The sequence below is a fragment of the Streptomyces sp. genome (assembly GCF_036566765.1).
Lineage (GTDB): Bacteria > Actinomycetota > Actinomycetes > Streptomycetales > Streptomycetaceae > Streptomyces.
Genome location: NZ_DATCVQ010000562.1, coordinates 1 through 18,666, shown reverse-complemented (window position 1 = coordinate 18,666; position 18,666 = coordinate 1). Strand labels below are relative to the sequence as shown.

Below are 18,666 nucleotides of genomic sequence, written 5' to 3'. Positions count from 1 at the left end.
GAGGTTGTCGAAACCCTCGTCGGTGAGCGCCTTGCAGGCCGACGCGATCGAGTAGGCGCCGATGACGTTCGGCGAGCCGGCCTCGTGGCGGGCGGCGCTCTCGTGCCACTCCACGTCCACTCCCCCGTCCTCGCGCCGCGTGACCTTGCGGCTGGCGCCGCCGCCCGCGAGGTAGGGGTCGGCGGCCCGGAGCCAGTCGGCGCGGCCGGCCAGGACGCCCGAGCCGAAGGGGGCGTAGAGCTTGTGGCCGGAGAAGGCGACCCAGTCGACGTCGAGGTCACGGACGCTCAACGGGTGGTGCGGGGCCAGCTGGGCCGCGTCGAGCACGATGCGGGCGCCGTGGGAGTGAGCGGCTGCCGCAAGCTCCCGTACGGGCCACAGCTCGCCCGTGACGTTGGAGGCGCCGGTCACGCAGACCAGGGCCGGGCCCTGGGGGTCGCGGTCGGCGAGGGCCTTCTCCAGGGTCTCGACGGCCTGCCCCGGGGTGCGCGGGGCGTCGAGGTAGGTGACCCGGGCGTCCTTCCACGGCAGCAGCGAGGCGTGGTGCTCGGTCTCGAAGACGAAGACCTGGCAGTCGGCGGGGAGGGCGGCGGCGAGGAGGTTGAGCGAGTCGGTGGTCGACCGGGTGAAGACCAGCTGGTCGTCGTCCCGGCAGTCGAGGAACTCGGTGACGGTCCTGCGGGCGTTCTCGAAGAGGTCGGTCGACAGCTGCGAGAGGTAGCCGGCACCGCGGTGCACGCTGCCGTAGTAGGGCGCGTACGCCGCCACGTCGTCCCAGACCCGCTGGAGGGCGGGGGCGCTGGCCGCGTAGTCGAGGGCCGCGTAGGTGACCTCGCCGCCGGTGACGAGCGGGACGGTGACATCTCGCCCCAGAACGGGCAGCTGGTCACAAATGGTCCGGGCGGGGGCAGCGGTGGAGACAGACATGGGGAACTCCCGTGAAAAGAAAGGTGAGATGGGTGTGCGGAGGCGGGGCTCGGCGCCCTATCGCATTCGCTTGCTCACGGAAGACTCCCTCGAATGACCAGGACCCCTGGTTTCGAGAGGGGCCCGCGCTTGCCGTAGACCTCGCTGCCTACGGCCTGGTCTTCACCCGGGGCACCCCGCCACGGACGGAGGGTTGCCGGACAGTCGGCCGGGGCCTCATGACTGTCACTCATGACCTGGTACAGGAACGTACGTGAAGTGATCGCGGTCCCGCAACCCGTGTCCGGATGACGGGACCGCGATGCCCGCTACGCGTGGCTGGCGGCCACCCAGCGATCCAGGGTGCGCCTGGCGGACCCGGAGTCGATCGACTCGGCGGCCTTCGCCATGGCGGCGCCGATCTGCTCGGCCAGCGTCCCCGGACCCGGGTCCAGCGCCACCAGCGCCGCCGCCGAGTTCAGCAGTACGGCGTCCCGGACCGGGCCCTTCTCGCCGTCCAGCAGCCGCCGCGCGACCTCCGCGTTGTACGACGGGTCCGCGCCCCGCAGTGCCTCCACCGGGACCAGCTCGATGCCCACGTCCCGCGGGTCGAAGCTCTGCTCGGTGACCTTGCCGTCGCGCACGACCCACACCCGGGACGTGGACGTCGTGGTCAGCTCGTCGAAGCCGTCGTCGCCGCGGAAGACGAGGGAGGAGTTGCCCCGCTCGGCCAGGACGCCGGCGATGAGCGGCGCCAGGCGGGGGTCGGCGACGCCCACGGCCTGCGCCTTCACCTTGGCCGGGTTGGTCAGCGGACCGAGCGCGTTGAAGGTGGTCCGGATCCCCAACTGCCCTCGTGCGGCGGCCACATGACGCAGCGCCGGATGGAACTTGATCGCGAAGCAGAAGGTGATCCCGGCCTCCTCGGCCACCTCGGCCACCCGCTTCGGCGTCAGCTCCAGATTGACGCCGAGCTTCTCCAGGACGTCCGAGGCGCCGGACGCGGAGGAGGCGGCCCGGTTGCCGTGCTTGACGACCTTCGCGCCGGTGCCGGCGATGACGATCGCCGACATCGTGGAGATGTTCACCGTCTTGGCCCCGTCGCCGCCCGTGCCCACGATGTCGACGGTCCGGCCCGGCACCTCGATGACGTTCGCGTGCTCGTACATCGTCCGGACGAGCCCGGTGATCTCCTGGACGGTCTCGCCCTTGGCGCGCAACGCCACCGCGAACCCGGCGATCTGCGCGTCGGTGGCCTCGCCGCGCATGATCAGGTCCATCGCCCACGCGGTGTCGTCGGCGGAGAGGTCACGGCCCTCCAGCAGGCCGTTGAGCAGAGCGGGCCAGGAACGGCCCGCCGCGGTGTTGCCTCCAGCGGGGGTCACAGCGCTCATGGGGCCGCTCCAGGTGTCGTAGAACAAGGTGCTCCCACCCTATCCAGCCCAGGGCACGGCAAAGGGCCCCGTCCGGTGTTCGGACGGGGCCCTTCATCGCGCGTGGCGAGCGCAGCGATCAGTGGTGGCCGTGGCCGCTCGTGATCTCCTTGTACTCCTCGACGGTGGGCTTGGGGATCTGGGCCTCTTCGCCGTAGTACGCCTCGCTCAGCTTGGCGCGCAGCTTCTCGGAGCCCTTCACCTTGCGCTCGACGCCGTTCTCGTCGACCGTGGCACCGATCGCGGCCGGCTCGTACTGCTCGTGCGCCGTGAGCGTGTGCAGCTGCTCCTGGCTGAGCGGCTCGTGCACCTCGATGAACTCACCGTGCGGCAGGCGCTTGATGATGCCGGACTCGCGGCCGTGCAGCACCTTGTCCTTGTCGCGGCGCTGGAGGCCGAGGCAGATCCGCTTGGTGGCGATGAACGCGAGGACCGGGGCGACGAAGAACGCGACCCGGACGAACCAGGTGATGGCGTTGATCGACAGGTGGAAGTGGGTGGCCCAGAGGTCGTTTCCACCACCGATCAGCAGCACCATGTACCAGGTGATCCACGCGACGCCGAAGGCGGTACGCGTCGGCGCGTTGCGCGGGCGGTCCAGGATGTGGTGCTCGCGCTTGTCGCCGGTGACCCAGGACTCGATGAACGGGTAGACCGCGATCGCGACCAGGACCAGCGGGAAGATCACCAGCGGGATGAACACACCCAGGACGAGCGTGTGGCCCCAGAAGTTGATCTCCCAGCCCGGCATGACACGGATCAGGCCCTCGGAGAAGCCCATGTACCAGTCCGGCTGGGCGCCCGTGGACACCTGGTCGGGACGGTAGGGGCCCATCGCCCAGATCGGGTTGATCGAGGCGATCGCCGCGATGGCCGCGATGACACCGAAGACCAGGAAGAAGAAGCCTCCGGCCTTGGCCATGTAGACCGGCAGCAGCGGCATGCCGACGACGTTGTTGTTCGTCTTTCCGGGGCCCGCGAACTGCGTGTGCTTGTGGTAGAAGACCAGGATCAGGTGGCCGACGACCAGGCCGAGCATGATGCCCGGCAGCAGCAGTACGTGGATCGAGTAGAAGCGGGCCACGAAGTCGCCGCCCGGGAACTCGCCGCCGAAGAGGAAGAACGACAGGTACGTGCCGACGATCGGCACGGACAGGATCGCGCCCTCCATGAAGCGGACACCGGTGCCGGACAGCAGGTCGTCCGGGAGCGAGTAGCCGGTGAAGCCGGTGAACATGCCCAGGACGAACAGCAGGAAGCCGAACAGCCAGTTGACCTCACGCGGCTTGCGGAACGCGCCCGTGAAGAACACGCGCATCATGTGCACGAACATGCCGGCGAGGAAGATCAGCGCCGCCCAGTGGTGGATCTGCCGGATGAGCAGACCACCGCGCACATCGAAGGAGATGTGCATGGTCGAGTTGAACGCCTCGGACATCAGCTGACCCTGGAGCGGGATGTAGCTGCCGTGGTACTCCACCTCGTTCATCGACGGGTGGAAGAACAACGTCAGATAGACGCCCGTCAGGATGATGATGAGGAAGCTGTAGAGGCAGATCTCGCCCAGCATGAAGGACCAGTGGTCCGGGAAGATCTTCCGCATGTTGGCCTTGGCCAGGGTGTAGACACCCAGACGGCCGTCGGCCCAGTCGGCCATCCGCTCGCCGGCGGGGGCCTTCTTCTTCGTATCCGTCACAGTGCTCATCCGCGCTCCCAGAAGGCAGGACCGACGGGCTCGTCGAAGTCGCCGAGCGCCTCGAGGTTGCCCTTCTCGTTCACACCGATCCGCAGCTGCGGGAGGGCGTGACCGGCCGGGCCGAAGATGACGCGCGCGCCGTCGGCCAGGTCGAAGGTGGACTGGTGGCACGGGCAGAGCACGTGGTGCGTCTGCTGCTCGTACAGCGAGATCGGGCAGCCCACGTGGGTGCAGATCTTCGAGAAGGCGACGATGCCCTCGTGCGACCACTCGAGCTCGCGCTTGTCCTTGATGTCCTCCGGCTGGATCCGGACGATCATCAGGGCGGCCTTGGCGATCTCGACCTGGAAGTCGTGGTCGTGCTCCGTGAGGCCCTCAGGCATCGCGAAGGTCAGCGAGCCCACCGCGACGTCCTCGGGACGCAGCGGCTCGTGGGTGTTCATGTTGATGAGCTCTTTGCCATTGGCCCACAGGGTGGAACGCAGCTTGCGCTCCGGCAGCGGGCCCATGTCGCGCAGCAGCATCAGGCCGGACAGCGGCACCAGCGCGACCGCGCCGAACATCGTGTTGCGGAGCAGCTTGCGTCGCCCGAAACCGGACTCGTCGGCGCCGGCCGCGAAGTCCGCCATGACCCTCGCCTTGACCTCCGTGGAGGCCTGGATCGGGTGCCGCTCGTCCGCGATCTCGACGTCGGACATCAGGGTGCGGGCCCAGTGGACCGCGCCCGCGCCGATGAAGAAGAGCGCGAGGCCGAGGGACCAGCCCAGGGCGAAGTTGAGCGAGCTCACCCGGCCGAACGGCCAGATGTACACGATCTGGTCGACCGGGAAGATCACGTACGAGGCGATGAAGGCGATGGTGGCCAGCATCGACAGCACGAACATGAAGGCGACCGCACGCTCGGACCGCTTGGCGGCCCGCTCGTCGATGTCCTGGATGCGCGGCTTGTGGGGCGGAAGGCCCGGGTCGGCGAACGGGTCGTCGAGGACCTTCACCGCGCCGTGCGCGGTGTCCTGCTCAGCGGGCAGGTTCTCTTCTGGAATCTCTTGGCTACTCATGACTTCTTGGCCTTAGCGGTGTGGGCCGCGACCCAGACGGCAACTGCGATCAGCGCACCAAGCCCGAAGACCCACCCGAACAGACCCTCGGAGACCGGACCGAGACCACCGAGCTTGAGACCGCCCGGGCTGTCGGACTTCTCGCCGTTGACGGCCTGGACGTACGCGATGATGTCCTTCTTCTCCTTCTCGGGCATCGTCGTGTCCGGGAAGGAGGGCATGTTCTGCGGGCCGGTCTGCATGGCCTCGTAGAGGTGCTTCGGGCTCACGTCCTCGAGGCTCGGGGCGTACTTGCCGTGCGTCAGCGCGCCGCCCTCACCGGTGAAGTTGTGGCACTGGGCGCAGTTGGAGCGGAACAGCTCGCCACCCTTGGCGATGTCGGCGCCCTCGGGGCTGTACTGCTTCTCGGTCGGCTTGATCGGACCGGCGCCGAGCGAGGCGATGTACCCCGCCAGCTGGTCGATCTGCGCGTTCGTGTAGATGTTCTTCTTCTTGGGCACCTGGGCGCCCGGCTGCTGCGCCGGCATGCGGCCGGTGCTGACCTGGAAGTCCACGGCCGCCGAGCCGACGCCTACCAGGGAGGGGCCGTCAGAGGTTCCCTGACCGCCGGTTCCGTGGCAGCTGGCGCAGCCGACGGAGTAGAGCTTCTTCCCCTCCTCGATGGCGAGGGACTGGGAGGTTTCTTCGGCCTGGGCCTTGTCCGCGGGCGCGAACGCGGCGTACAGCCCCCCAGTGGCCGCCAGCGCGAGAAGTAGGACGACGACCGCCGCCAGCGGATGGCGTCGTCGTGCGGAGAGCTTTTTCACGGATTACCCCGGTGTCAGGATCTTCTGCGTCGATGCTTGCTGGATGTGTCGGGTCCGGGACCCGACTACTTGATCATGTAGATCGTGGCGAAGAGGCCGATCCAGACGACATCGACGAAGTGCCAGTAGTAGGACACGACGATGGCGGCGGTTGCCTGCTCGTGAGTGAACCTCCTGGCGGCGTACGTCCGGCCCAGGACCAGCAGGAAGGCGATGAGACCGCCCGTCACGTGCAGGCCGTGGAAGCCGGTGGTCAGGTAGAACACCGAGCCGTACGGGTTCGAGGACAGCGAAAGGCCGTCCTTCTTGACCAGCTCGGTGTACTCGAAGACCTGGCCGCCGATGAAGATCGCACCCATCACGAACGTGATGATGAACCACGCCCGGAGCTTCTTCACGTCGCCCCGCTCTGCGGCGAAGACGCCGAGCTGGCAGGTGAGGGAGGAGAGCACCAGGATCGTGGTGTTGGTCGCCGAGAACGGGAAGTTCAGGGCAGAGGCCTGTTCCTCCCAGAACTCGGTGCCCATCACCGATCGCAGGGTGAAGTACATCGCGAAGAGGGCCGCGAAGAACATCAGCTCGGAACTCAGCCAGATGATGGTTCCGACGCTGGTGAGGTTCGGTCGATTGACCGACGGGTGCGCGTGCCCGGTTTCTACTGTCGTTGCTGTCGCCACGACCGACATTATGTCGGTCGCTTATCCCGCCCTCACTCCGGGGGGTGCCGTTCGGAGTGTCAGGCCCCCCTGTCCAGCCCGAACGGCCCATCGAAGCACCCTTCGAACAGGTGTTGAACGGCTGTTGACGGGCTGTGGGCAGGAGTAGCATCCGGCGCATCGGTTGATGACCTTCCACGGAGGAACGATGCAGTCGAGCGCCACGGTCCTGGTCTACAGCGACGACGCGAGCACCCGCGAACAGGTGCGGCTCGCAGCCGGGCGCAGGCCCGCCTCCGACGTCCCCCCGGTGGAGTTCGTCGAGTGCGCGACGCTTCCTGCGGTTCTCAAGCTCCTGGACGAGGGCGGGATCGATGTCTGCGTGCTGGACGGCGAGGCGGTGCCGGCGGGCGGCATGGGCGTCTGCCGCCAGATCAAGGACGAGATCTTCAACTGCCCGCCGGTACTGCTGCTGATCGGGCGTCCGCAGGACGCCTGGCTGGCCACGTGGAGCCGTGCGGACGCCGCGGTGACCCTTCCGGTGGAGCCGGTCGAGTTCGCGGACGCCCTGGCCGGACTGGTGCGTTCCCGGCTCGGGGCGGACGCGTAGCGGCTAGACCGACGGCCGCAGGCGGGCGGTGGCGGCCGGGGACAGCGGCCGGCCGGCCGACCCGGTCAGGGCGCTGCCCGTGACCCACTTCTCCCAGGGCATGTTCCAGTCGCCGAAGCCGTTCCCGAACGTGTCCATCGTGTCGCCGAGGCTGTTGACGGTCCGGACGATGTCGCCGGGGCGCACGGTCTCGAAGAACCACTGCGCGTTCCCGGTCGACATGCCGACACAGCCGTGGCTGACGTTGGCGAAGCCCTGCGAACCGACGGACCACGGCGCGGCGTGGACGTATTCACCGCTCTGGGTGACCCGCGTCGCGTAGTAGACGGGCAGGTCGTACGACTCGGAGCTGCCCTCCGCGATGCCGACGGTGGTGCTGCGCATGCGGACGAAGTACTCCTTGCCCAGCACGACTTTGATGCCGTTGCGGGTGGAGAAGCCCGGTTTGCCGGTGGTCACCGGAATGGTGTTGATCACTTTTCCGTTCCGGGTGACCGTCATCTGGTGCGAGCCGGCGTCCGCGACGGCCTCGATCCGGTCGCCGATGGTGAGCCTCAGCGGCTTGACCGGGGCGCCGTAGAGCTTGTCGCCGACCCTGAGTCCGGCCAGGTTGCCGGTCGCCTCGACGACCGCGCCGGTGGGCCAGTACACCTTGGGCCGGTAGTGCAGCTTCTTGTCGTCGACCCAGTGCCAGCCGCCCTCGACGGACGGGGTGGAGCGCACCTTCAGGGCCCGCTCCACGACCGCACGGGCGGCCTTGTCCCCAACCGGCTGGCTCAGCTCGGCGGTGATGGGCTGTCCGACGCCGTACTTGCCCGCCTGCGGGCCGAATTTCACGGTCAGCGCCGCCTTGGCGGGAGACGTCTCGAACGTGACCGTACGGACGCCTGGAGCGCCGTCGTCGTCCTCGGTGGCCACCCGGACCTCGTAGCGCGTTCCGGCCGTCAGAGGGGCCGTGGAGCGCCAGCGTGCGCCGTCCGCGGAGAGCTCGCCCGCCAGATGGCGGCCGGCCTCGTCGACCGCGGTCACATCGGCGATCCGCCCGTCGCCGCCCTTGGCGGTCACCTCGAGGGGCTTGTGGGGGTCGGCCTTCTTGCTCCCGGACGGGATGTTGAAGGAGACCTCGCTGGTCGCGTCGTACGGCTTCGCCGACAGCGGATGGCCGTCCGTACCGCTGCATCCGCCCGCCGCCGCGGTGACCGCGGCGGCCAAAAGGGTGCAGCTCAAAACAGTCCGAATGCGCGGCGTGTCGTTCATGACATCACCGTAAGAACATTCCCTCCGGGCAGCGCGCGGAGTGACTGCAAACGAGGGGCCCGGACACCTCGGTGACGAGATGTCCGGGCCCCTCGGGGTCCTGCGGGTGGAGCGGTGGTGCTACTGGTTCTGGTTCTCGCCGCGGTAGAACTCGAACACCCAGCCGAAGAGGCCGACCAGGATCAGCGGAGCCGAGAAGTACAGGATCCACCAGCCCATCGCGACGGCGAGGAAGGCGAGCGCGCCACCGATGGCCAGCGACAGCGGCTGCCAGCTGTGCGGGGCGAAGAAGCCCAGCTCACCGGCCTCGTCCGCGACGTCGGCCTCCTTGTCGTCCTGCGCCATCGCGTCGACCCGCCTGGCCGTGAAGGCCAGGTAGTAGCCGATCATGATGGACAGGCCGAAGGCCAGGAAGAGCGCCGTCGTACCGGCCGGCTCCTTCGACCAGACGCCGTAGAGGACCGCCATGGCGAGGATGAAGACGCTCAGCCAGAGGAACATCTTGCCCTGGATCTTCACTTGCCGGCCTCCTTCTCACCCGCGAGGGCCTTCTCGCCGTGGTTCTCGAGCTGGTCGAGCGCCGCGATCTCCGGGTGGTGCAGGTCGAACGCCGGGGATTCGGAGCGGATCCGCGGCAGGGTGAGGAAGTTGTGCCGCGGCGGCGGGCAGGACGTCGCCCACTCGAGCGAACGGCCGTAACCCCACGGGTCGTCGACCTCGACCTTCTTGCCGTACTTGGCGGTCTTCCAGACGTTGTACATGAACGGCAGGATCGACAGACCGAGCAGGAACGAGGAGATCGTCGAGATCGTGTTCAGCGCGGTGAAGCCGTCGGCCTCCAGGTAGTCCGCGTAACGACGCGGCATGCCCTCGGCGCCCAGCCAGTGCTGCACCAGGAACGTGCCGTGGAAGCCGATGAACAGCGTCCAGAACGTCATCTTGCCGAGCCGCTCGTCGAGCATCTTGCCCGTCATCTTCGGCCACCAGAAGTGGAAGCCGGCGAACATCGCGAACACCACGGTGCCGAAGACGACGTAGTGGAAGTGCGCCACGACGAAGTACGAGTCGGAGACGTGGAAGTCCATCGGCGGCGAGGCCAGGATGACGCCGGTCAGACCACCGAAGGTGAAGGTGACCAGGAAGCCGATCGTCCAGAGCATCGGAGTCTCGAAGGACAACGAGCCCTTCCACATCGTGCCGATCCAGTTGAAGAACTTCACACCGGTCGGAACCGCGATGAGGAACGTCATGAAGGAGAAGAACGGCAGGAGCACGCCGCCTGTGACGTACATGTGGTGGGCCCACACGGTCACGGACAGACCGGCGATCGCGATGGTCGCGGCCACCAGACCGATGTAGCCGAACATCGGCTTGCGGCTGAAGACCGGGATGACCTCGGAGACGATGCCGAAGAACGGCAGCGCGATGATGTACACCTCTGGGTGGCCGAAGAACCAGAAGAGGTGCTGCCACAGCAGGGCGCCGCCGTTGGAGGCGTCGAAGATGTGCGAGCCGAACTTGCGGTCCGCCTCCAGGGCGAACAGCGCCGCCGCGAGGACGGGGAAGGCCAGCAGGACCAGGACACCGGTCAGCAGGACGTTCCAGACGAAGATCGGCATGCGGAACATCGTCATGCCCGGAGCGCGCATGCAGATGATCGTGGTGATGAAGTTGACCGAGCCGAGGATCGTGCCGAAGCCGGAGAAGGCCAGACCCATGATCCACATGTCGGCGCCGACGCCCGGCGAGCGGACCGCGTCCGACAGCGGGGAGTAGGCGAACCAGCCGAAGTCGGCCGCACCCTGCGGGGTGAGGAAGCCGGCCACCGCGATGATCGAGCCGAACAGGTAGAGCCAGTAGGCGAACATGTTCAGCCGCGGGAACGCCACGTCGGGCGCGCCGATCTGCAGCGGCATGATCCAGTTCGCGAATCCGGCGAACAGCGGCGTCGCGAACATCAGCAGCATGATCGTGCCGTGCATCGTGAACGCCTGGTTGAACTGCTCGTTCGACATGATCTGCGTACCCGGACGGGCCAGCTCGGCGCGCATGAAGAGCGCCATGAGACCGCCGATGCAGAAGAAGACGAACGACGTGACCAGGTAGAGCGTGCCGATCGTCTTGTGGTCGGTGGTCGTGAGCCACTTCACCACGACATTGCCGGGCTGCTTACGCCGTACCGGCAGCTCGTTCTCGTACGAGTCGGTTGCTGCGGCGGCACCCTGGGGTTCGTTGAGGATGCTCACAGTTTGTTCGTCTCCGCATTCCTGGCCGGGTCCGTCTGCTCAATGCCCGACGGGATGTAGCCGGTCTGCCCCTGCTCCGCCAGCTCCTTCAGGTGCTGCTGGTAGCGCTCCGGGGAGACCACCTTGACGTTGAGGAGCATCCGGGAGTGGTCGACACCGCACAGCTCGGCACACTTGCCCATGAAGGTGCCCTCCTGCGACGGGGTCACCTCGAAGGCGTTGGTGTGCCCAGGGATGACGTCCTGCTTCATGAGGAAGGGGACGACCCAGAAAGAGTGGATGACGTCGCGGGAGGTCAGGACGAAACGGACCTTCTCCCCCTTCGGCAGCCACAGCGTCGGGCCCGGGTTGCCGGTCTGCGGGTTGCGGGTGCCCGGGATGCCGTAGTCGTAGACGCCGCCGGCGTTGGCCGGGAAGTCTTCGCGGTACTTGTCCGGAATCGCCAGCAGGTTGGGGGCCTTCTGGGCGTCGCCCTTCACGCCGGGGACGTTCTCGATGTAGTTGAAGCCCCAGCTCCACTGGTAGCCGACCACGTTGATGGTGTGGGCGGGCTTGGGAGCGAGTGAGAGGAGCTTCGTCTCGTCGCGCGCGGTGAAGTAGAAGAGCACCGACACGATGATGAGCGGGGTGACCGTGTACAGCGCCTCGATGGGCATGTTGTACCGCGTCTGCGGAGGTACCTCGACCTTGGTGCGGCTGCGCCGGTGGAAGATGATCGACCACAGGATCAGGCCCCAGACCAGCACACCCGTGGCGAGCGCTGCCGCCCACGAGCCCTGCCAGAGGGAGAGGATCCGAGGGGCCTCTTCCGTTACCGGAGTGGGCATTCCAAGGCGGGGGAAGTCCTCGTATGTGCAACCGGTGGCGGTTGCCAGGATCAGGCCCGCAGTCAGCACCTGCGGCAGCTTCCGCCGCATCGGGCGCCGCGACGAGCGGTCGGAGCCGTTGGGACTCACGTAGCGCCTTCCCGAGAGTCTCGGCCCGCGTTGGTCGGCCACGGCCGTCCGTCTCGCTGGTCGGTCGCCGCCCCGGCCGCGGGCAGGGGTTTGGATGTTTATGCGGACCAAACCCTACTGGACGCTATTTGGGGTCGCGCGGGGAGGGTGCCCAACGCGCCGCCGGAGTCCCCGAAGGGGTGGACTCCGTCATTCCGGGGACGGGTTCCAGAGGCCCGATCGGCCGTGCGCCGGGGGCATCTGACGGTCCCTCGCCCAGTGCGGGTTAGCGTGGCCGGATGCCGTACTTCGACGCCGCCTCCGCCGCTCCGCTGCACCCCGTCGCCCGCCAGGCGCTGCAGGCCGCCCTTGACGAGGGATGGGCCGATCCGGCCCGGCTGTACCGGGAGGGGCGGCGGGCCAGGATGCTGCTCGACGCGGCGCGGGAGGCCGCGGCGGAGGCGGTCGGCTGCCGCCCCGACGAGCTCGTCTTCACTCCTTCGGGGACCCGCGCGGTCCACGCCGGGATCTCCGGAGCGCTCGCCGGGCGTCGGCGTGTCGGATCCCGGCTGGTGGTCTCGGCGGTGGAGCACTCCTCGGTACTGCACGCCGGCGAGGCGCACGAGGCGGCCGGCGGGTCGGTGACGCAGGTGCCGGTGCGGCGGTCCGGGGCGGTGGACCCGGAGGTCTTCGCGGCCGCGCTCACGCCGGACACCGCGCTGGCGTGTCTGCAGTCCGCCAACCACGAGGTGGGGACGGAGCAGCCGGTCGCCGAGGTCGCCGAGGCGTGCCGGGCTGCGGGCGTGCCGCTGCTGGTGGACGCGGCGCAGTCGCTGGGCTGGGGGCCGGTCGCGGGCGGCTGGTCGCTGCTCGCGGGCAGCGCGCACAAGTGGGGCGGGCCGGCCGGGGTGGGGCTGCTCGCGGTGCGCAAGGGGGTCCGGTTCGCCGCCCAAGTCCCGGCGGACGAACGGGAGTCGGGCCGGGCGCCCGGCTTCGAGAACATCCCGGCGATCGTCGCGGCCGCGGCCTCGCTGCGGGCCGTACGGGACGAGGCGGCGGCGGAGGGGGCCCGGCTGCGCGGCCTGGTCGACCGGATCCGGGCGCGGGTGCCCGAGTTGGTCCCGGACGTCGAGGTGGTCGGGGACCCGGCACGGCGGCTGCCGCATCTCGTCACCTTCTCCTGTCTCTATGTCGACGGAGAGACGGTGCTGCACGAGCTGGATCGGGCCGGTTTCTCCGTTTCGTCGGGTTCGTCGTGCACGAGCTCGACGCTGACGCCCAGCCATGTGCTGCGCGCGATGGGGGTGCTGAGCGAGGGGAACGTCCGCGTGTCGCTGCCCACGGGCACGTCCGAGGCGGACGTGGACCGGTTCCTCGACGTGCTGCCGAGGGTGGTGGCGCGGATCCGCGAGCAGCTGGGCGTGCCGGAGGTGGAGATCCGTCCGGCCTCGACGGCTCTCGGCGACGCGGAGTCCTCGCTCGTGGTGGACGCGCTGGGACGACGCTGCCCGATCCCGGTGATCGAGCTGGCGAAGGTGATCGGCGACGTGCCGGTGGGGGCGACGGTGACGGTCCTCGCGGACGACGAGGCGGCCCGGCTGGACATCCCGGCCTGGTGCGAGATGCGCGGCCAGGAGTACGTGGGCGAGCGGCCGTCACCGAAGGGCGGGGTGGCGTACGTGGTGCGCCGGGTGTCGTAGGACGGCGGTGAGGAGCGGCGGGGTGAGGGGCGGGCGCCCCTCACCCCGGTTGCGTCAGGACAGGTACGACTTGACCTCGGCGGCGGCCTCGTGGCCGTACGCCTTGGTGAAGCGGTCCATGAAGTGGGCGCGGCGCAGGGTGTACTCCTGGGTGCCGAGCGTCTCGATCACCAGCGTGGCGAGCATGCAGCCGACCTGGGCGGCACGCTCATGGCCGACGCCCCACTGCAGACCGGTCAGGAAGCCCGCGCGGAACGCGTCGCCGACGCCGGTCGGGTCGACCTTGGCCTCCTCCTCCGGGCAGCCGACCTCGATGGCCGGCTCGCCGACCCGCTCGATGCGGACGCCGCGCGAGCCGAGGGTGGTGACCCGGTGGCCGACCTTGCCGAGGATCTCCTCGTCGGACCAGCCGGTCTTGGACTCGATGAGCCCCTTCTCGTACTCGTTGGAGAAGAGGTACGTCGCGCCGTCGAGCAGGGTGCGGATCTCGTCGCCGTTCATTCGGGCGATCTGCTGGGAGAAGTCCGCGGCGAACGGGATGCCGCGGGTCCGGCACTCCTCGGTGTGGCGGAGCATCGCCTCCGGGTCGTCCGCGCCGATCAGCACCAGGTCGAGCCCGCCGACGCGGTCGGCGACGGCCTTGAGCTCGATCAGCCGGGCCTCGCTCATGGCGCCGGTGTAGAAGGAGCCGATCTGGTTGTGGTCCTTGTCCGTCGTGCAGACGAAGCGCGCGGTGTGCAGCACCTCGGAGATGCGGACGGAGCCGGTGTCGACGCCGTGCCGGTCGAGCCAGGCGCGGTACTCGTCGAAGTCGTACCCGGCCGCTCCGACGAGGATCGGGTTGCCGCCGAGCTGGCCCATGCCGAAGCAGATGTTCGGGCCCACGCCTCCCCGGCGGACGTCGAGGTTGTCGACGAGGAAGGACAGGGAGACCGTGTGCAGCTGGTCCGCGACGAGCTGGTCGGCGAACCTGCCGGGGAAGGTCATGAGGTGGTCGGTGGCGATGGAGCCGGTGACTGCGATACGCACGGCTGGCGCTCCTGACGGATACGGAAGTCGTTGACAGTCCACGCTACCCGGTGAGGAGGCCCGTACCGAACGGCGGAAACTACCCCAGGGTAGGTCTTTGTTAGGTCGGGGCCTCGTGCATACGGTGCGTTTATGGCGAACCACACCGCTCCGTGCGAGCGCGACGAGTCCGAGATCACTCTGGCCGAGCTGCGCGGCGACAGCGCCCGGATGGCCCCGCACTGGGTGACCCCGGCGGCCGCCGCCCCCGTTCCGGTCTCCCCCGCGCTGATCCACGGGGTCGTCGTGCCGCCCGCCTCCGCCCGGCTCGCGGACGCCGCGTTCGGTTACGGCGACTAGGGCCTGTCCGACCCTGATCCGCCGGACAGGCCCTGGGAGAGCCCAGGGAACCGGTCGCTCCCCTCTTCCGTCCCACCGGTGTCTCCTGTCGGAGGAGCACGTACGGACGAAGGAGCGAAGCGGTGAGCGGTACGGACCCCACACCGGACACGCCTGACACGCCTGACGCGTCTGAGACACCTGTTTCAACTGGCACGCCCGACGCGCCCCGGCGGCGCTCCCGGCTGATCGTGGCGTCGGTCGCGGTCGCCGCGCTGCTGGTCGGCGGCGGTGGCGCGTACTGGGCGAGCACCGCGACGGGCGGCGGGGGCGGCGATACGGACGACAAGGCGGCGGTCGCGGACGCGGCCGGAACTCCCCCGCCGCTGCTGCTCGACGGCCAGGGGGACGGGCGGGGCCCGGGGATCGCGCCGGGCGAGCCGGACCCCAGCGGCGCGGTCTACAAGGCCCAGGGCCCGCTGCCGAAGGGCCCCGACAAGGCCCCGGTCCTGCGTGCGCAGGGCAAGGTGACCTCCGCCGACGTGAGCCGGCTGGCCAAGGCGCTCGGTGTCTCGGGCACGCCCCAGCTGAGCGGAGCGCAGTGGCGGATCGCCCCGCCGGAGAAGGACGGCGCGGGCCCGCGGCTCGACGTGGCGGTGGAGGCGCCGGGCACCTGGTCGTTCACCGTGGTGAACGGCGGCCAGCAGGGCGACGCCTGCCTGAAGGGCCCGGACTGTCCGGCGCCGGGCGGGAAGCGGCCCTCGGGCTGGGGCGGCGCCCCGCCGAGCGAGGCGGTGGCGAAGGCGGCCGCGGCCCCGATCCTGAAGGCGCTCGGCCAGCAGGACGCGGAGCTGGACGCCGGCCAGGTGATGGGCGCCGAGCGGGTGGTGAACGCCGACCCGCGGATCGACGGGCTGCCCACGTACGGCTGGGCGACCGGCCTCCGGGTCGGCCCGGACGGCAAGCTGGTCGGCGGCAGCGGGCGGCTGAAGGAGCCGGTGAAGTCCGCGACGTACCCGGTGATCGGCGCGGAGAAGGCGCTGGCGGCGCTCAACGAGGCCGCCAAGGGCACCGGCCCGGTGGACATCGGCGGCTGCGCCACCGACCCGCCGGCGACGGAGGAGCGGCGGACGCAGCCCCAGGCCCCCTGCCAGGTGGCTTTCGACCGGGTGCCGCCGCAGGAGCTGACCGTGCGGAAGGCGGTCTTCGGGCTGGCCGCGCAGTTCGCGGGCGGCCGGGAGGCGCTGGTGCCGTCCTGGCTGTTCGAGGTCGTGCCGAAGGGCACGACGGCCGCGCACACGGTGGTGCAGACGGCTGTGGCGCCCGAGTTCCTGACGCCGAAGCCGACGCCGACCCCGGTGCCGATCCCCTCGGACGACGCGGCCCCGCCGCGCCAGCTGCAGTCGTACACCGTGGACGGCACCGGCCGGAAGCTGTCGGCGACCTTCTGGGGCGGGGTGTGCAGCGACTACGGGATGACGGTGAAGGAGAGCCCGGAGCAGGTGCGGGTGACGATCACGGAGACGCCGCGGAAGCCCGACCGGGCCTGCATCGCGATCGCCGTGGAGGTCACCAGGACGGTGACCCTGACGACGCCGCTGGGCGACCGGCAGGTCGTGGACGCGGCGAGCGGGGACCTGGTGCCGAAGCAGGGCCCGAAGTAGGCGGCCAGGACGCCCGTACACGAAACGCCGAAGGCGGCGGTCCCGGAGTTCCGGGCCCGCCGCCTTCGGCGTACGTACGGCTACGACCTAGCTGAACGAGTCTTAGCTGAACGAGTCGCCGCAGGCGCAGGAGCCGGTGGCGTTCGGGTTGTCGATCGTGAAGCCCTGCTTCTCGATGGTGTCGACGAAGTCGATCGTCGCGCCCTTCAGGTACGGCGCGCTCATCCGGTCGGTGACGACGCTCACGCCACCGAAGTCGGCCACCACGTCGCCGTCGAGCTGACGCTCGTCGAAGAACAGCTGGTACCGCAGTCCGGAGCACCCGCCCGGCTGCACGGCGACCCGCAGCGCGAGATCGTCGCGGCCTTCCTGGTCGAGCAGCGCCTTCACCTTGGAGGCGGCCCCGTCGGTGAGGAGAACACCCGTGGCCACGGCCTGCTCGGTCTGCGCTTCAGTCATCCCTGACTCCAGTCATCTACTCAAGTGCCGGGCCTACGGCTGCCCCGGCACGGAAGTCTCTTGTCAACACGTACCAACGTCGGCCGGCGCGCGCTCATTCCCATGGTCGCACACCAATTTCACAGATCAACGATCCCGGGTCACGAGGTGATCAACCAGTCACCGCGCACCGATCACCGGGCCCAGGTCCGGGCGACCCGCTCCGCGACCGTCGCGAGCGACCCCTGCGGGTCCGCGAAGGCCTGCTCCTCGCCGACCACGTCGACCAGCGCGTACGCCGACTCGACGCCCATCGTGCGCATCTCGCGGGACCCGATCAGGACCTTCCCGGCCAGCACGACACACGGCCGCATCGCGTCGTTGGCCACCTTCGCGACACCCGCGATCACCTTGCCGTCGCGGGACTGGAAGTCGAACGCGCCCTCGCCGCTCAGCACCAGGTCGACCTGCGACGCCTTCTGCTTCAGCCCGGTCAGCTCGGCGACCAGGTCGATGCCGGAGACCCGCTCGGCGCCGAGCAGGAGCAGCGCGTACCCGAGGCCGCCCGCCGCGCCGGCGCCCTTCTGGTCCGCGGTCTTCCGGCCGGCCAGCTCGGCGAAATGCGTCAGCCAGCCGTCGACCACCGGCTTGCGCTCGTCGGTGATGCCCTTCTGGGCGCCGAACACGCTGGTCGCGCCGCGCAGCCCGAGCATCGGGTTCTCCACGTCGCTCGCCGCCACGAACTCCACCCCGGCGACGCGCTCCCGGGCCGGCGCGAGATCGACCGAGGCCAGCTCGGCCAGCCCCGCGGCACCCGCGTCCAGCCGACCGCCCTCGGCCGTCGCTCCGAGCGCGGCGAGCAGACCCGCGCCGGCGTCGTTGGTCCCGGAGCCGCCGAGGCCCAGGATGATCCGCCGCGCGCCGGCGTCCACGGCCGCAGTGATGAGCTGGCCCACGCCGTACGTCGTCGCGTCCTCGGGGCGGCGCTGCTTCGGCTCCACCAGGTGCAGCCCGCACGCCTGCGCGGTCTCGACGTACGCCGTCTCCCCCGCCAGCAGCACCGTCGCCGGGGTCTCCTCGCCGAGCGGTCCGCGGACGGTGACCGACAGGAGCTTGCCGTCGACGACGGCGGACAGCACGTCGATGAAGCCCGGGCCGCCGTCGGCCATCGGCGCCACGAGCACCTCGGCCTCCGGATCCCGCCGCCGCCACCCTTCCTCGATGGCCGCCGCAGCCTCCACGGCCGTCAGCGTCCCCGCGAACTTGTCCGGCGCAATCAGAATCCGCATGCGCACATCCTCTCCCACCCGCTGCGGTTGACGGCGTCCGGTGCCACCAGTTGGATCGGCGGATGAAGACGATCCTGTTCGCGTTGCGGGTGAGTGACCTGGAGCGGTCGTTGAGGTTCTACGCCGCGGTCGGGTACGTCGAGCTGAGCAAGATCCCGGCCGACGACGGGTCCCGTCTGGTCTGGCTCCGCCTGCCGGGTGAGTCGTCGGTGTCGCTCGAACTCGTCCACCGGCCCGCCGACGGGCCGGTCGAGGTGCGCGGGTTCGAGCACTTCGCGATCGAGGTCGAGTCGCTCGCCGAAACCCTCGACCGCCTCACCGCCGGCGGCCTGCAGCCCGGCCCGGTCGAACTCCCGGGCGGCGCGGACGGCCCGAAGACATCGTGGGTCGTCGACCCCGACGGCTACCGCTTCGAACTCGTCCAGTGGCCGCCTTCCGGAGCGCCGACGTTCGACTGATGGACTGGCCGACGACCGAGACCGAAGCGATCGCGGTCCAGGACGAGCTGCGGTCACAGGTCGATCCGGCCGACTCCCGACGGACTGATCAACAAATGAGGGGACCGATCGACAGGTAGTGCACCGCTGAGACGGTGTACGCGCTGAGCGGAACACGGTCAAGTGCA

18 protein-coding genes and 1 riboswitch are annotated in these 18,666 nt (G+C 69.5%); of the genes, 5 read left to right on the top strand and 13 right to left on the bottom strand.

Going from position 1 to position 18,666, the window contains the following annotated elements; all coding sequences use genetic code 11:
* The 6 genes from VIU94_RS32620 to ctaE form a co-directional block, all read right to left on the bottom strand.
* A partial coding sequence (locus VIU94_RS32620; RefSeq protein ID WP_331917027.1) for an aminotransferase class V-fold PLP-dependent enzyme occupies nt 1–927 on the bottom strand: 927 nt, incomplete at its 3' end.
* A 120-nt stretch (nt 928–1,047) separates the two neighbouring features.
* Nucleotides 1,048–1,164, bottom strand: a riboswitch (SAM riboswitch).
* A gap of 71 nt (nt 1,165–1,235) precedes the next feature.
* Nucleotides 1,236–2,300, bottom strand: a complete 1,065-nt coding sequence (trpD, locus tag VIU94_RS32615; RefSeq protein WP_266525727.1) for an anthranilate phosphoribosyltransferase — start codon at nt 2,298–2,300, stop codon at nt 1,236–1,238.
* Between the two features lie 118 nt (nt 2,301–2,418).
* Nucleotides 2,419–4,044: a cytochrome bc1 complex cytochrome b subunit gene (gene qcrB, locus VIU94_RS32610; RefSeq protein ID WP_331917025.1), complete on the bottom strand. Its 1,626-nt coding sequence runs from the start codon at nt 4,042–4,044 to the stop codon at nt 2,419–2,421.
* Nucleotides 4,041–5,093, bottom strand: a complete 1,053-nt coding sequence (gene qcrA / locus VIU94_RS32605) for a cytochrome bc1 complex Rieske iron-sulfur subunit (RefSeq protein WP_331917023.1) — start codon at nt 5,091–5,093, stop codon at nt 4,041–4,043. Before qcrA ends, qcrB begins: the two co-directional genes overlap by 4 nt.
* The gene (gene qcrC / locus VIU94_RS32600; protein ID WP_331917021.1) at nt 5,090–5,899 is read right to left on the bottom strand and encodes a cytochrome bc1 complex diheme cytochrome c subunit; all 810 of its coding nucleotides are present in this window, start codon (nt 5,897–5,899) and stop codon (nt 5,090–5,092) included. The genes qcrA and qcrC overlap by 4 nt, the downstream gene beginning before the upstream one ends.
* 65 nt (nt 5,900–5,964) lie before the next feature.
* Complete coding sequence (gene ctaE / locus VIU94_RS32595; protein ID WP_331917019.1) at nt 5,965–6,585, bottom strand: aa3-type cytochrome oxidase subunit III; 621 nt, start codon at nt 6,583–6,585, stop codon at nt 5,965–5,967.
* 178 nt (nt 6,586–6,763) lie between these two features.
* On the opposite strand from ctaE, the gene VIU94_RS32590 reads away from it, so the two are divergent.
* Nucleotides 6,764–7,165 (top strand): DNA-binding transcriptional response regulator, encoded by a 402-nt coding sequence (locus VIU94_RS32590; RefSeq protein WP_331917017.1) that lies wholly within the window; start codon nt 6,764–6,766, stop codon nt 7,163–7,165.
* A gap of 3 nt (nt 7,166–7,168) precedes the next feature.
* Here the strand turns inward: VIU94_RS32590 and VIU94_RS32585 are convergent, their stop codons facing one another.
* From VIU94_RS32585 to ctaC, 4 genes are all read right to left on the bottom strand, one after another.
* The gene (locus tag VIU94_RS32585) at nt 7,169–8,422 is read right to left on the bottom strand and encodes a L,D-transpeptidase (RefSeq protein ID WP_331917015.1); all 1,254 of its coding nucleotides are present in this window, start codon (nt 8,420–8,422) and stop codon (nt 7,169–7,171) included.
* Between the two features lie 120 nt (nt 8,423–8,542).
* Complete coding sequence (ctaF, locus tag VIU94_RS32580; RefSeq protein ID WP_331917013.1) at nt 8,543–8,941, bottom strand: cytochrome c oxidase subunit 4; 399 nt, start codon at nt 8,939–8,941, stop codon at nt 8,543–8,545.
* The gene (ctaD, locus tag VIU94_RS32575) at nt 8,938–10,668 is read right to left on the bottom strand and encodes an aa3-type cytochrome oxidase subunit I (protein ID WP_331917011.1); all 1,731 of its coding nucleotides are present in this window, start codon (nt 10,666–10,668) and stop codon (nt 8,938–8,940) included. The genes ctaF and ctaD overlap by 4 nt, the downstream gene beginning before the upstream one ends.
* On the bottom strand, nt 10,665–11,624 hold the full coding sequence (gene ctaC / locus VIU94_RS32570; RefSeq protein WP_331917009.1) for an aa3-type cytochrome oxidase subunit II: 960 nt from the start codon (nt 11,622–11,624) through the stop codon (nt 10,665–10,667). The genes ctaD and ctaC overlap by 4 nt, the downstream gene beginning before the upstream one ends.
* A gap of 278 nt (nt 11,625–11,902) precedes the next feature.
* Here ctaC and VIU94_RS32565 point away from each other — a divergent pair, with 278 nt between their 5' ends.
* Nucleotides 11,903–13,303: a cysteine desulfurase/sulfurtransferase TusA family protein gene (locus VIU94_RS32565; protein WP_331917007.1), complete on the top strand. Its 1,401-nt coding sequence runs from the start codon at nt 11,903–11,905 to the stop codon at nt 13,301–13,303.
* Nucleotides 13,304–13,357: 54 nt separating this feature from the next.
* Here the strand turns inward: VIU94_RS32565 and VIU94_RS32560 are convergent, their stop codons facing one another.
* Nucleotides 13,358–14,332 (bottom strand): carbohydrate kinase family protein, encoded by a 975-nt coding sequence (locus VIU94_RS32560; protein ID WP_331917005.1) that lies wholly within the window; start codon nt 14,330–14,332, stop codon nt 13,358–13,360.
* A gap of 132 nt (nt 14,333–14,464) precedes the next feature.
* Between VIU94_RS32560 and VIU94_RS32555 the strand changes: the two genes are divergently transcribed.
* Both VIU94_RS32555 and VIU94_RS32550 read left to right on the top strand, forming a co-directional pair.
* Nucleotides 14,465–14,671 (top strand): hypothetical protein, encoded by a 207-nt coding sequence (locus VIU94_RS32555; protein WP_331917003.1) that lies wholly within the window; start codon nt 14,465–14,467, stop codon nt 14,669–14,671.
* A gap of 122 nt (nt 14,672–14,793) precedes the next feature.
* Nucleotides 14,794–16,314: a hypothetical protein gene (locus VIU94_RS32550; RefSeq protein WP_331917001.1), complete on the top strand. Its 1,521-nt coding sequence runs from the start codon at nt 14,794–14,796 to the stop codon at nt 16,312–16,314.
* A gap of 102 nt (nt 16,315–16,416) precedes the next feature.
* Here the strand turns inward: VIU94_RS32550 and VIU94_RS32545 are convergent, their stop codons facing one another.
* Together VIU94_RS32545 and VIU94_RS32540 are read right to left on the bottom strand one after the other, a co-directional pair.
* Nucleotides 16,417–16,773 carry a HesB/IscA family protein gene (locus VIU94_RS32545; protein WP_331916999.1) on the bottom strand — a complete coding sequence of 119 codons (357 nt, stop codon included), beginning with the start codon at nt 16,771–16,773 and terminating at the stop codon, nt 16,417–16,419.
* A 173-nt stretch (nt 16,774–16,946) separates the two neighbouring features.
* Nucleotides 16,947–18,041 (bottom strand): glycerate kinase family protein, encoded by a 1,095-nt coding sequence (locus tag VIU94_RS32540; protein ID WP_331916997.1) that lies wholly within the window; start codon nt 18,039–18,041, stop codon nt 16,947–16,949.
* A 62-nt stretch (nt 18,042–18,103) separates the two neighbouring features.
* Between VIU94_RS32540 and VIU94_RS32535 the strand changes: the two genes are divergently transcribed.
* A complete protein-coding gene (locus VIU94_RS32535; RefSeq protein WP_331916995.1) occupies nt 18,104–18,499 on the top strand; it encodes a VOC family protein in 396 nt (131 codons plus the stop codon).
* Nucleotides 18,500–18,666 lie beyond the last annotated feature (167 nt).